11 protein-coding genes are annotated in these 14,351 nt (G+C 42.1%); 10 read left to right on the top strand and 1 reads right to left on the bottom strand.

The annotated features are described in order from the left end of the window. The 10 genes from HWQ37_RS13390 to HWQ37_RS13345 all read left to right on the top strand — a co-directional run. Positions 1 to 1,670: ABC transporter ATP-binding/substrate-binding protein (locus tag HWQ37_RS13390; RefSeq protein ID WP_292747994.1), on the top strand; the 1,670-nt coding region annotated here is incomplete at its 5' end. 150 nt (positions 1,671 to 1,820) lie between these two features. Then, positions 1,821 to 2,678, top strand: coding sequence for a nitrate ABC transporter ATP-binding protein (locus tag HWQ37_RS13385; protein WP_292747993.1), 858 nt, complete (start codon positions 1,821 to 1,823; stop codon positions 2,676 to 2,678). 361 nt (positions 2,679 to 3,039) lie between these two features. After that, positions 3,040 to 3,519: a YbjN domain-containing protein gene (locus HWQ37_RS13380; RefSeq protein WP_292747991.1), complete on the top strand. Its 480-nt coding sequence runs from the start codon at positions 3,040 to 3,042 to the stop codon at positions 3,517 to 3,519. A 461-nt stretch (positions 3,520 to 3,980) separates the two neighbouring features. Further along, the gene (locus HWQ37_RS13375) at positions 3,981 to 5,804 is read left to right on the top strand and encodes an ATP-binding protein (RefSeq protein WP_292747989.1); all 1,824 of its coding nucleotides are present in this window, start codon (positions 3,981 to 3,983) and stop codon (positions 5,802 to 5,804) included. A gap of 327 nt (positions 5,805 to 6,131) precedes the next feature. Beyond that, complete coding sequence (locus HWQ37_RS13370) at positions 6,132 to 6,371, top strand: hypothetical protein (RefSeq protein WP_292747987.1); 240 nt, start codon at positions 6,132 to 6,134, stop codon at positions 6,369 to 6,371. A gap of 162 nt (positions 6,372 to 6,533) precedes the next feature. Next, on the top strand, positions 6,534 to 6,671 hold the full coding sequence (locus tag HWQ37_RS13365) for a hypothetical protein (protein WP_292747985.1): 138 nt from the start codon (positions 6,534 to 6,536) through the stop codon (positions 6,669 to 6,671). Positions 6,672 to 6,926: 255 nt separating this feature from the next. Beyond that, a complete protein-coding gene (locus HWQ37_RS13360; RefSeq protein WP_292747983.1) occupies positions 6,927 to 7,277 on the top strand; it encodes a hypothetical protein in 351 nt (116 codons plus the stop codon). A 484-nt stretch (positions 7,278 to 7,761) separates the two neighbouring features. Continuing rightward, on the top strand, positions 7,762 to 7,998 hold the full coding sequence (locus tag HWQ37_RS13355; protein WP_292747982.1) for a hypothetical protein: 237 nt from the start codon (positions 7,762 to 7,764) through the stop codon (positions 7,996 to 7,998). A gap of 338 nt (positions 7,999 to 8,336) precedes the next feature. Continuing rightward, positions 8,337 to 12,494 carry a PAS domain S-box protein gene (locus tag HWQ37_RS13350; protein ID WP_292747980.1) on the top strand — a complete coding sequence of 1,386 codons (4,158 nt, stop codon included), beginning with the start codon at positions 8,337 to 8,339 and terminating at the stop codon, positions 12,492 to 12,494. After that, positions 12,491 to 13,456, top strand: a complete 966-nt coding sequence (locus HWQ37_RS13345) for a response regulator (RefSeq protein ID WP_292747979.1) — start codon at positions 12,491 to 12,493, stop codon at positions 13,454 to 13,456. Before HWQ37_RS13350 ends, HWQ37_RS13345 begins: the two co-directional genes overlap by 4 nt. Positions 13,457 to 13,520: 64 nt before the next feature. Here the strand turns inward: HWQ37_RS13345 and HWQ37_RS13340 are convergent, their stop codons facing one another. Next, positions 13,521 to 14,300 (bottom strand): ABC transporter permease, encoded by a 780-nt coding sequence (locus tag HWQ37_RS13340; RefSeq protein WP_292747977.1) that lies wholly within the window; start codon positions 14,298 to 14,300, stop codon positions 13,521 to 13,523. Between the last annotated feature and the right edge of the window lie 51 nt (positions 14,301 to 14,351).

Genomic DNA, 14,351 nt, shown 5'->3' with positions numbered 1-14,351 from the left:
AGGAACGCAACGCCATTATCGAAAAACATATAAATATGGTGGGTTTGCGTCCCCATGCTGATAAACAACCAGGAATGTTATCAGGTGGACAAAAGCAGCGAGTTGCGATCGCCCGCGCCTTAGCGATTCGTCCCAAATTACTCTTGCTAGATGAACCCTTTGGTGCATTGGATGCACTCACACGCGGCAATTTGCAAGAACAACTGATGCAAATCTGCGAAGAAAATCAAGTTACCGCCGTGATGGTGACACATGATGTCGATGAAGCGGTGCTGTTATCTGACAGAATTGTGATGCTAACCAACGGCCCGGAATCTAAAATTGGCGACATTTTAGAAGTGGATATTCCCAGACCCCGTAAGCGGATGGAAGTAGTTGAACATCCCAGCTACTACAGCTTACGGAGTGAGATGATTTACTTCCTGAATCAGCAAAAACGGATCAAGAAAATTCGGGCGCGGAAAACTGCCGACATTGCCCGTCATGGGTTGGAAAAAGTTAACCTAGAAATTGGCTTTTTACCTCTGACCGCTTGCGCCCCCTTAGCAGTTGCTAAAGAAAAAGGCTTTTTTGTCAAGCATGGTTTAGATGAAGTCAACCTTGTGCGAGAAAGCAACTGGCGGGGTATCGTTGATGGCATAACTGGTGGTTATTTAGATGCGGCTCAAATGCCTTCAGGGATGCCCATGTGGTTAACTTTGGGAGGACATAACAACCAACCTTTGCCTGTTGTTACTGCCCTGACCATGACTCGCAACGGTAACGCCATCACCTTAGCAAAACGCTTTTATGACCGAGGTGTGCAAACCTTATCAGATTTCAGAAATCACCTAATTCTTACCCGCGAACAAAGGCACACAATGGGGGTAGTACATCCCGCATCTATGCACAACTTGCTATTGCGCTACTGGCTAGCAGCAGGTGGAATTGACCCCGACATTGATGTGGATATGAAGACCATTCCCCCAGCGCAGATGGTAGCCGACTTAAAAGCCGGAAGCATTGATGGTTACTGCGTCGGTGAACCTTGGAACTACCGCGCCGCCGTGGAAGGTGTCGGCTTTACCATCGCTACCGACTTAGAAGTTTGGTTTGGACACCCCGGTAAAGTTCTTGGTGTGCGGGAAGATTGGGCAGAAAATTATCCAAATACGCATATCGCCTTGACCAAAGCTTTGTTAGAAGCTTGTCAGTATTGTGCAAATCCCGAAAATGCCGAAGAAATTCGCCAAATTTTAGCAGGACGAGAGTACGTCAGCACTGATTTAGAATACATTCAACTCGAAGATCCAGATAGTCTCACCTGTGACTTAGACCATCCGTTGCGAGACTATGCCCATCATCAGTTTTATTCTGAGTCTGCCATTAACCGCCCCAGTCGCACCGAACAAATTTGGATTATGAGTCAATTAGCGCGTTGGGGTGACACTCCCTTCCCCAGAAATTGGGTAGAAGTTGTTGAACGGGTGTGTCGCGTGCGAGTTTTCAGCACTGCCGCACGAGAATTAGGTTTGGATATTAGCTATATTCGCCAACCGATCAAACTCTTCGATGGTACTCCCTTTAACGCCGACGATCCGATCGCTTATCTCAACAGCTTGAAAATTAAGCGTGATTTTTCAGTCGCGGAAGTTGTTCTTGATGCACCAAGAAGAAAACTCGCTTCATAAAAAAATCGTGAGAGTCTTCTTTCCTTCTTCCTTCGCGTACTTCGCGTCTTTGCGGTTCGTTCTATTACCTCTCAAAGTTAGGTTGCCAGACTACTGGTTGCAGCGAGTAGTCCCCAGTCCCCAATACCCAATACCCAAACCCCAAATACCATGCAAAACCGCAACTTGACAGCTACAACCACACTAGGAAAACCATTAGCCGGTGGAACCACCAGCCGCAGACCTTTTCTAGAAATTAAAGACGTTACCAAAGTCTACCCAACAAAGCAAGGCCCCTTCACTGTACTTGACGGCGTAAACCTCAACGTCGAACAGGGCGAGTTTATTTGCGTTATTGGTCATTCAGGCTGTGGCAAATCGACGCTGTTAAATATGGTATCCGGTTTTAACTTTCCCACCTCCGGGCAAGTTTTACTCGAAGGAGAACCAATCACCAAGCCAGGTCCAGACAGGATGGTTGTCTTCCAAAACTATGCCCTGTTACCGTGGCGGACTGCTTTTGAAAACATTTACTTAGCTGTTAATGCCGTTTATCCCAACAAACCACAAGCCGAAAAAAGAGCGATCGTCCGCGATCATTTAGCAATGGTGGGACTGGCGGACGCAATGGAAAAGAAACCCATGCAAATGTCCGGCGGGATGAGACAAAGGGTTTCTATCGCCCGGGCTTTGGCGATTCGTCCGAAAGTTTTAATTTTAGATGAACCTTTTGGGGCGCTGGATGCAATCACCAAAGAAGAATTACAGGAAGAATTGCTGAAAATTTGGGGTGATAACCGTTGTACAGTGCTGATGATTACCCACGACATCGACGAGGCATTGTTTTTGGCAGACAAATTGGTAATGATGACCAATGGCCCACATGCGAAAATTGGTGAAGTTATGGAGATTCCTTTTTCTCGTCCCCGCGATCGCGCCAGGATCATGGAAGATCCACAATACTACCAACTGCGTAACTATGCCCTAGACTTCCTCTTTAACCGCTTTGCCCATGATGATGTAGGTTAAGCGCGATCGTCATTAATTTTTCCAGAATAATTCTTTGTTTCTCCCGCCACCATCCCCCATTCTGGCGGGAGAAACACCTTAAGCTTCCAGCTAAGGCAATTCATGAATTGCCCCTACAACTGCGTCTAGAAGTTATAAAGTATGTGTAGTTGACATACCTCCTCTTCCTAAAGGAGAGAGGATTCCTTGACGCTTCACTGAGATGTGCTACCGAGGTAGTCTTACCTTCTCTCCACATCCGTTTAGAGTCTCCCAATGCCCTATGGCGACTATTTCTAGTTTACTAGAAAGCCGTGCTTCTAGCACGGGGGTTTTACCCAAATCTTCGATAAAACAGCAAGTATGTTGAGAAAAAATCTGTATGACAAGCTACCCAGAAACCCTAACTAGTGACGAATCCATTAATGAGTTAATCGCCGAGACGACAGGCATTAATCATCTGGAGGTAATTGAAAATGTCATTGATTCTTTGGAACAAGATGATAGTGCGATGGTTAGCCACACTCCAGAAGGTGGTTATCTCTGGAAATTTAAGTACGGAAGTGTGGAAGTATTTGTAAAACTCAACGGTACAACCGATGAAGACACCATAACGGTTTGGTCTACAGTGCTAAATTTACCTGCCAAAGATGAACCTAAGTTGATGCGCTATCTTTTGGAGTTGAACTGCTCTAGTACTTTTGAAGCGCGTTTTGGTATTATTGAAAATCGGGTGGTTGTAATATCGACACGCACCTTAGCGGAGTTATCCCCTGGCGAAGTATCTCGGCTGATTACCATTGTGGCAACGATCGCTGATAATAACGATGAAGTCTTACAATCTCAATTTGGTGCAACTTAAGGCATTTTCGTTCGATTTTGCAGAAAGTCTCAGCGCCAGTTTCCAGCGATCGCAACTTTCTCAGATAAATTTTAGATTTTAGGTTGGGCTATTGCTACATCCGATGTATAGCAATCAAGTTTGGGCAAATCTGCAAAGACTTTTTTCTGTGTACCAATTAAAAAGCGCCTGGGAGTGTTGCCGTGTTTCCACCCCAGACGCTTTTTATTTTTAACTTGCTCCTCACACAATTAAATCATATCACTGCTTCAATCAAAAGGTGAGTCTAGCCAGAGCCGATAGCTCCACTGCTTTAGTCGCCGCACCGGGAAGCGGTAAATCAGTGGAGACTGTATTTAGTTAGAGTCTACTGATTTTTGGGAATTATAAGAAAAAGGAAAAATAGAAGTCTTGTCTTTTCATATATTTCAAGTACTTTGCTCTATTCTCCCTACGCATTAATTTCTACTCCAGAGGTACTTGTGGTAGCGATATCAACAGGGCAAACACCGAAACTTCCTGCTCGGTTAATTGCGACAATATGGCTCATTTGCCTATTCCCATTGGGATTAAACCTGTTGGGATTTAGTTTTGCTTCAGATATTACATTCCCGACAAGAGAAGGTGTTTGTGGAAATACCAAATCGATTACCTCTTGCCAAGAAGTTATCTATCACCAATTAGAAGGAAGTTTCATTCATACAATTTTAGAATGGAGTGCTGTATGTACTGCCATTTTCATTGTCATTCTGGCTTTTACCCACTTCTACATCAAAGGAGATGTCATCACGCCAATAATTGGTGTGACTTTGCTGTGTGCTGGACTAATGGATGCATTCCACACTCTAGCTGCGGATAGATTAATTACAGCCGTGGCTGATAACAGTAAACTGATCCCTTTTACCTGGGCATTATGTCGGCTTGCTAATGCCTTAGTGACAATAATTGGGGTGATAATTTTTTTAAAAATTAAACCGAGAAAGTGGCAAGGTAGTCTCAGTTTTGTAGTTGTAATAACTCTGTTTTTGGGATTAGTTTGCTATAGCATAATTGCGGCTTGTGCAAATAGTCATATCCTCCCACAAACCATCTTCCCAAAATCAATTGTCACTCGACCTTGGGATGCCATACCCCTAATTCTATTTTTGGTTGCTGGCATTCTTCTTTATCCACGTTTTTGGCATCAGCATCCTAGTCTATTTTCTCACTCTTTAATCATCAGTACTATTCCCAATACTGTTACCCAATTGCACATGGTTTTTGGCTCCAAAGCGCTATTCGATAATGACTTTAATATTGCTCATTTTTTAAAAGTTATTGCTTATCTAGTGCCACTGACTGGACTAATTCTTGACTACATTCAGACGAATCATCAGCTTGTAATATCTTTGAAACAAGCACAACTTTATACTGAAGCTCGTAACAATGCTCAACTTGCACAACTTGCACTTTCACAACTGCAACATAGCCAAGCACAAATCATTCAAACAGAAAAAATGTCCAGTTTGGGGCAACTAGTGGCTGGAGTAGCACACGAGATTAACAACCCGATCAACTTCATCCACGGAAACCTCAAGTATTTAGATGGGTATACTCAAAATTTGCTGGAATTAGTGATAGCATATCAGCAGCATTACCCTCATCCACCACCATCAATTCAACAACTGATTAACTCGATAGAACTCGACTTTATCGCACAAGATATCAACAGCATTCTCCAATCAATGGAAGGTGGTACAAATCGGATTCGAGATATTATTGTATCACTCCGAAATTTTTCTCGTTTGGATGAATCTGATTTTAAGAAAGCAGACATTCACTCGGGAATAGATAATACCTTGATGATTTTGCATCACCGCCTTCAGCTACAACCATCAGGGCGGGAAATTAAAATTATTAAAGAATACGGTCAATTGCCTTTAGTATATTGCTATCCTGGTCAACTCAACCAGGTATTTATGCAGATTTTAATGAATGCTATTGAGGTGTTGTCAGAGTCAGTCACAACAAATAAAGAACAACACAAAACACCTAGCATTTGGATTCAAACTCAGCTCACAGCGGAACATCGAATATCTATCTCAATAATTGATAATGCTGGGGTCATTCCTGAAGAAATTCGCTCGAAATTATTTGACCCATTTTTCACTACTAAATCTGTAGGACAAGGTACAGGACTGGGGTTATTTATCAGTTATCAAATAGTTGTAGAAAAACACGGGGGCAACATCTGGTATGATTCCCTATTAGATAACAGAACAAAGTTTGTGATTGAAATTCCTTTACATCCTAAAAAACCAAATTAAAGTCAGGATTTCCGGCTACAAAAGGGGATAAAGAGCATTTTGACTTGGACAGATGCGATTGGTCTAGTGACGCTAGGGTTTAAAGCCTTTAACAGCTAGGAGATGAAAAAGTATTGTAACGACAGAATAACTTTGTAAAAAGTGGTCTTCATTTTTAGGTAAATTTAATTATCAAGCGATTGCCAGTCTCCAAGCTAAATTTGTCCCCAAGGACTGCACCCTCGCTGACAATCGATAGCGGCTGGCGAGAAGTCGCCGACATATCCCTTGCCTTCGTCCAGCGCTTCGTTCCATCCTCAATTTAGCCGAAAAGATGTACACATTCTGATGTTCATGTCTCTAACAGCAGCAACAGCCTCTGGGCGAAATCTTAAAGGTATTCTACCGGGATTGGGAACCAGTCTCGCAGACGCTGATGTTGCTGGCTCTACTTTACGCACCCGCAAAAAAGCGCGGATCTTGAAGCAACTGGGACAAGCGAAGCGTCAGAAATCTCAGGTGAAGCTTGCTAAAAACGACTTGGGGAATGTAGAAACCCCAAGCTGGCTTCGCCTGAGCTTGGGGTAGTTCATTACTCAGGTATTTAAATATCTGGATACCCAGATATTTGTACATTCAATTAGCCGTGTACCCAGGTTGCGATATTATGCTTTTATTTCTAGTGAGGAAAGTAACAGCATAATTAAGGTACTTCCCAAATTTATTAAGTATGAGTTCTGGAATGCCGACATGGAAACAATGAAGTTGCGATCGCATATTGGGACAGATGGTATATTGCAAATCCAGACACCCACTGATTACACCTATACACCCCTGTACTATCTCGTAACATCAAATCAAAAATTCAATCAGATTTCATTTTTTTAGGTTTGCATCTTTGTGCTTACACTTCTTATAGTCAAATAGCTACAACGTTTATGTTGAGTGGTGCGCCGCAGGCGTACCCCCTGAACGGTTACTATTAGCACTTGCAATGATTGAGTGCTAATTTATGACTGAGGTTTAGTGCCTATGATATAGACCAAAGCTGCACTTTTTATAGATGCTATAGTTGGTTTTTAGATGTTATTTTAGAAGAAACTAAATATTCCCTGCAAGTAATATAAAATTGGTAGTACTGGCATGAAATACACTTTTGACATTGTCGGAGTATCTCCACTTTTACAATTTTTTGATCACCAACAGCAAAATGGGCAGCAACTACCCAACCAAGGCGTAGAATACTTGGGAATGCATAGGTGTACGCTAGATACGTTTTTAGAATCTGTAGAATCAGTCCCAGCAAAGTGGGATTGGAATCTGGATCAAGTTGTAGATACCGTAATTAAGTTTTGGTTGAATAACTCAGACAGTATTCGTTATTGGAAAGTACGTTTAAATGATGCTGGTAGGGATAATTTACTAGTCACAAGATTAGCAGATATAAGCGCCTTACAAGCTGAATTTGAATCCCTACTAAATAAGGAGTGGTGAAGAGATTGTCATTGCAAGCGTTAGCGATCGCGTTCACTGCACTTCGTTCCGTTGGCAATGACATATCAAAACTAATTTAGCCGACATGATATCACTCCTGACTCCTGAATTCTGCTGTAATTCTACGCACGTTATTGTTTATTTTCTGTTGAAACGTTAATAGTATTTTTTCAGACATTAATATTGCTTTTGCCACTGATGTGGACTTTACTTATGTGTATGCATATAAATCATGGAAACCCAATAATTGCCAAACTTCCTACTTGAAGATTGTTATGTGCTGGAAACAATTGCAAGTTAAGGTTTTGAGATTCATCGTCACCGGAAAATTCCAACTTAATTGGTCTAAAATATAGCGCTCAGTGTTGACAATTTATTCAGAATCGAATAACAAGGTGGCAGCAGCATTAAAAAAAGCGTTAGTGCATTCCTACCTAGAAACTAATTAACGCCCTTGATTAAACTTCATACGGTTAAGATAATTATGCCAGAAAATACGGATAACAAAACTTCCCAATCAGACAATCAAGCTATTGCATATAAAGAACGCCTCAATTCTTGGGCGATCGCTCGCCTACTTCCTAATACGCAACGGGAGATTGTTGCTCGCTTCCGCAGCCGTTCTGATGCTGATGGCTATATGCGTCACCTCCCTCAAGAAATACCAAATGCTTCCTATATGGTTGTTTTTGATTGTCAACGCCAAGAAGCTGTCATTTAACCCTTGTTTTTAATCTCCATGACTCTTTTATTGCGATCGCGGGCGTAGTCTACTAAAAATGTCTGGGAACCGCTATATTTCATTTACCCTCTACCGAGAGGCTCAGATCCCCGACTTCTTCAAGAAGTCGGGGATCTTTTGGTTTGTAGTACTGCCGAGGAAATCAAGAATTGGTATCAAAAGAAGTGTAATTATAATTAGGAATGATTAACTTTTTCTGCCAACAAATAAATTAACTAAAAATAAATTCCGTAATTGCACCCTTGCTACTGATCTTTTAGATTACTTAAAAGTAAAAGTTAGTGCAATCAGCCTTGAAAATGCTAGAGAGTTAATAAGTGGTAAAACAGCACCGATATGACTGGTTCAAAGCTGTGATATTTTTTCGCCAACGAGAATTACTAGCGGTGTTGCTAGGGATTTTCTTCTCAATCTCTGTATTCCTACTCTGGCAGAGATTTTTAATCCAAAATCCGGGATTAGTAACACAAGTAGTATTGATTACAGGGTTATTAGTTGTTGTCACGTTGACATTATCAATCTATTTTGCTCTGGCAATGAAAGCAAGAAACCAACAAATAACAGCAATCAATCAGGAGTTAAGTCACAGGATTTTTGAACACAAACAGGTAGAAATTGCCCTCAGCACCAGTGAAAATCGTTTACGCCAGTTACTAGAAACGGTCAAAGTCATCCCTTGGGAATTGGACTTGAAAACTTGGCGATTTACTTACGTTGGGCCGCAAGCGGTAGACTTGCTAAATTATCCGATTGCAGAGTGGTACGAGGAAAATTTTTGGGTTAATCATTTACATCCAGATGACAGGAAAAATTCTGTTCGTTTTTGTCAAGAAGCAACTGCTAGGTGCGAGAATCACGAATTTGAATATCGGATGTTAGCTGCGGATGGGCGAGTTGTTTGGCTGCGAGACATTGTTAGTGTCGTTGAAGAAGCCGGAACTGCGATCGGGCTGAGGGGGTTTATGTTTGACATTACTGATTTAAAATTGGTTGAAGAAACCTTGAGATTAAGAGAGAAGGCACTTGCCGCTACCAGTAATGGAATTATTATTACCGATGCCAGACTCGCCTACAATCCAGTTCTTTACGTCAACGCTGCCTTTGAGCAAATAACAGGTTACAGTGCTACTGATGTAATTGGGCAAAACTGTCGATTTTTGCAACGCACAGATACCCAGCAACCAGTACTCAATGAATTACGCTCATCTATTCAAGCTGGAACAAGTTGCAAAGTTGTTCTCCGCAACTATCGCAAAGATGGCACTTTGTTTTGGAATGAATTGAGTATTTCTCCTATTCATGACGATAATGGCAAGTTAAGCCACTTCATTGGCATTCAGAGAGATATTAGCGATGTCTACAAGGAGCTTTGCTTACGCAAGGAAGCCGAAGCTAGTCTGCATCGGCAAGCTCTCACCTTTGAAAATATGCATGATGGCGTAATTATCACAGATTTAACCGGAAGTATTATTGACTGGAATCCTGCTGCTGAAAGTATGTTTGGCTATACCAAAGCCGAGATTTTGGGTAAAAATCCTAGTATTTTGCATCAACCAGAAGTAGCCGCAACATTAAGCGTCAAAATTTTGGAAAAAATCAACCAGCAAGGACGCTGGGCAGGGGAAATACAGTTTATTCGCAAAGATGGCAGTAAGGGAATTTGCGAAACTACCGTAGTCGCTCTACAGGATGAACAGGGGGAAACCGTTGCCACTGTTGGCATCAATCACGACATTACCGAACACAAACGAGCTAAAGAGGCACTGCAAAGGCAATTACATCGCACCTTACTACTTGAACAAATTACTCAGGAAATTCGCCAAAGTCTGGATACCAGCAAAATATTTGAGACAGCTGCTACCCAAATTGGCCAAACATTTGCAGCCGATCGCTGTCTGATCCACTCTTACATTAGTAACCCCACACCCCGAATTCCCCTAGTAGCAGAGTATAATACACTCCCTGGTTACTCCTCCATGTTGAAATTGGAAGTTCCCATGACTAACAATCCTCATGCGGAACAGATGATGAGCCAAGAAAGTGCGATCGCTTCTCCAAATGTGTACGTTGAGCCTTTACTACAAACGGTTCAACCTATCTGCCGAAAAATTGGGCTAAAGTCTATGCTGTCAATCCGCACTTCCTATCAAGGAGAACCCAATGGTGCGATCGGCTTACATCAGTGCAACTATTTTCGCCAGTGGACACAAGACGAAATCGAATTATTAGAAGCTGTGGCGGCTCAACTAGGTATTGCTCTGGCACAAGCTCACTTACTGGAACAAGAAACCCGCCAACGTGAAGAACTGACCTTGAAAAATTTTGCCTTGGAGCGGGCAAAACGTCAGGCAGAAGCCGCAAATCGGGCAAAAAGCGAGTTTTTGGCGATGATGAGCCATGAAATTCGGACTCCAATGAATGCTGTGATTGCGATGACAGACTTACTGCTGGATACTGACCTTACACCTCAACAGCAAGACTTTCTGCAAACAGTTCACAGTAGCGGAGATACTTTACTCACCATCATCAACGATATTTTAGATTTCTCCAAAATTGAGTCAGGCAAACTGGAATTAGAAGAACAGCCTTTTGATTTGAGAGCTTGTGTAGAAGAGGCTATTTCCTTTTTAGCTCCAAAAGCTGCCCAAAAGGATATCGAACTGGTTTATGTAATTGGGTCCCAAGTTCCGATTCAGATTATCGGCGATTTGACACGTCTGCGCCAAGTTTTAATGAATCTTCTCAACAATGCCATTAAGTTTACGGAAACTGGAGAAGTCTTACTCTCTGTGGAACTGGGAATTGGCGATCGCAGATTGCGGGCTTATACTGAGCGAAGCCGAAGTAAAAGTCCCCAATCTGAAAAAGAGCAGCTTCTTTACGAAATTCAATTTGCGATCAAAGATACAGGTATTGGCATCGCACCAGAGAAAATAGAGCGATTATTTCAACCCTTCACTCAGGCTGATGTCTCCATGACTCGACGATATGGTGGCACAGGGCTGGGATTGGCGATTAGTAAGCGGCTCAGTAAGATGATGGGCGGCACTCTTTGGGTAGAAAGCCAGGGGTTTATTGGTGGTAATCCTAGCCCTAGATGGGATAATGGGAAATTATTATCATTTTCTGACCCTTCACCAGGTTCAACATTTTACTTCACCATTATTACCAAAGTGGCTGCTCAGTCAGAAGAAGCTGAATTAAACACGCTACTTGCGTCTAAGCGACTATTGATTGTGGATGATAATCTCACCAATCGCCAAATTCTCAGCTTGCAAGCTAAGTCTTGGAAGATGGAAACTTATGCTGCCAAATCTGGTAAAGAAGCTTTAATTGAACTTGCTAGAGGAACCCAGTTTGATATTGCTATTTTAGATATGCAGATGCCGGAAATGGATGGCATAACCCTAGCTCGTGAAATCCGCAAGCAATCTGGTTTTCAAAATCTGCCTTTGGTGATTATGACCTCTTTGGCGAAAGTGGAAACTTCTGCTGATTTTAATGATGTCCAGTTTGCTGCTTCTTTGAGTAAACCGATCAAACACTCTCAACTCTACGATATCATGACTCGTGTTTTGGGAAATCAGCCGATCTTAGCCAGTATTTCTCATTTTCCCATAGTCGATCGGCATTTGGGTCATCGACTGCCACTGCGGATTCTGCTGGCAGAGGACACGGTTGTTAATCAGAAAGTTGCCCTATTGATGCTACAGAAAATAGGTTATGGGGCAGATGTCGTCACCAATGGGTTAGAAGCGATCGCAGCTCTGCAAAAACAGCCTTATGATGTAGTGTTGATGGATGTTCACATGCCCAACATGGATGGGTTAGAAGCAACTCGGAGAATTTCTGAACAATGGGAGGTGGGTTTTCGCCCGTATATCATCGCCATAACTGCCAATGCCATGCGGGGCGATCGCCAACTTTGTCTGGCTGCTGGTATGGATGACTACATTAGCAAACCCATTCACCTGCAAGAGTTAGCTCAAGCGCTCAGTAAATGTCCACACCAAAGAAATTCTCAATTCACTTACATCGAAAAACAAAGGGAAGTGATGCGCCTAGAATTGCCACCTTCGCCAAATATCTTCCAGTCAGGGCAAAACCAGACATTAAAAAGTGCCAAAATTGATCCCAAAATCCTCCAATCCTTGCAGAATATAGTCGGAGGAGATCGTGTGGCATTTGTTGAACTAATTGAGTGTTATCTTACAGAGACAGCCAAACTAGTGCAACATATTAGCACAGCGATCGCAAATCAGGATATCGAGACTATATGGAAGACAGCGCACAAACTCAAGTCCAGCAGTGCTTCTATTGGAGCGATCGCCTTGGCGCAACTTTGCAAGGTGTTAGAAGCACAGGCACGCAGCAGTAAATTAGATAACGATTTAGAACTACTTTCACTACTGTATCAAGAATATGAACAAGTTAAAACTGCCTTAGAAAAAGAACTTGCGAAGGAAGCACCATGAAAGCCACTGCTCAAGAAAGCCAATCTTTAGTTTTAATTGTTGACGATGAACCTTTTATTCGCCTGGTACTGCGGCATTTCTTAGAGCGGGAAGGCTATCAAATCGCGGAAGCTGAAAATGGCATCGAAGCTTTAACTGTTTTTAAGCAACTGCACCCTGATATAGTACTCCTTGATGCCATGATGCCGAATATGGATGGATTCGAGTGTTGCACTCAGTTGGAACTTGTGAATTACAAGCGCATTCCAGTTTTAATGATTACAGGACTTGAAGATCAAGAGTCAGTCGATCGAGCATTTGCAGTGGGGGCAATGGATTATGTTACCAAACCGATTCACTGGCCAGTTTTGCGACAACGGGTAAAACGCTTGATTCAGCAATCTCAGTTACAGCAAGACCTGGAAGCCATGAATCTGGAATTGCAGCGATTAGTTACTATTGATGGGTTAACTCAAGTAGCTAATCGCCGACGGTTTGAAGAGTATTTTTCCCAAGAGTGGCAGCGTCTAAAACGCGAACAACGTCCGCTTTCTTTGATTCTTTGCGATGTTGATTTCTTCAAATTATATAATGATACTTATGGTCATCGGGTAGGCGATCGCTGTCTTCAGAAAATCGCTCAAGCTATCAAAGATATTATTAAACGTCCCGGAGATTTAGTTGCCCGTTATGGTGGGGAAGAATTTACTGTAATTTTACCTAACACAGACACCATGGGGGCGACTTATGTTGCCGATAAAATTTGTCATGCTGTCCGAGCATTAGCAATTCCTCATCAAAAATCCCAAGTTAGTTCTTATGTAACTATTAGTGTCGGGTTTACGACAGAAATTCCTCAGCCGGATTATGACTTAGAAGAAATGATTGCCGCAGCAGACCGGGCGTTGTATGAAGCAAAGGCAGCAGGACGCGATCGCTTTGTGCAAAACATGCTACTACCCAAAAGTACAAATTCCTGCTAATACCCTAAATTTGACATATTTCCACCCGATTTTCAACATTTTGAGGCAAGAGGCTGCCCAATGCTTAAAATTCGCGTTTTGAAAAGATAAAAATAGCGATCGCTAACAACATGGCACTATAAAGTAAGCCATAACCAGCATTCATAATCAGTGCAGTAGTGTCAGGTAGTGCTTGCAGACCATAAACAGCATCATTTTTTAAATCTAATCGAGATAAATCTGGCAAGAAAAGAAACAAAGCTTGAGTTAGACCTTCCATAGCAGGGTTACGGCTAAGACGACCAAGTTGTACTAAATCTTGAGTAATATTTCCGATTAAATATACCGCAAAGGTTAAAACAGTCGCTAGCAGAGAAGCAGTAAAAACACCAAAAGTAATAGCCACAGCAGTAATTAATGACAACTGCAAAAACAAGAAAATTGCAGCAATGAGAATGCTTGCCGTAGGATGAGGAGTATTCCCAAATTGCAGAAATACCAAATAAATTGCTGTCATTGTGGCGACAACTACAAGCAATACGGCGGATAAACCAAAGTATTTGCCGACGATAATTTCGCTGCGACTCACAGGTTTAGCAATTAACATTAAGATAGTGCGTTTTTCAATTTCTTTATTAACGAGTCCTGTACCAATAAATATCGCAATAATTAACCCGATGGCATTCATCGCAGCCATCCCAAAGTCTAAAAACATTTTGTCTTCAGTCGTAGCTGCAAATTCAGGAAATACGCGAGAGGCAATGGCAAGTATTAAGGCATAAAAACCAATAATATATAAGATGCGATCGCGTACCACTTCCTGAAAAACATTCTTTGCTAATACAAAAATTCTGGTAATACTCATTTGTCATTTGTCATTTGTCATTTGTCATTTGTCATTTGTCATTTGTCATTG

This window comes from Nostoc sp. NMS4, assembly GCF_017115095.1.
GTDB lineage: Bacteria > Cyanobacteriota > Cyanobacteriia > Cyanobacteriales > Nostocaceae > Nostoc.
This window is presented reverse-complemented; position numbering and strand designations above follow the sequence as displayed.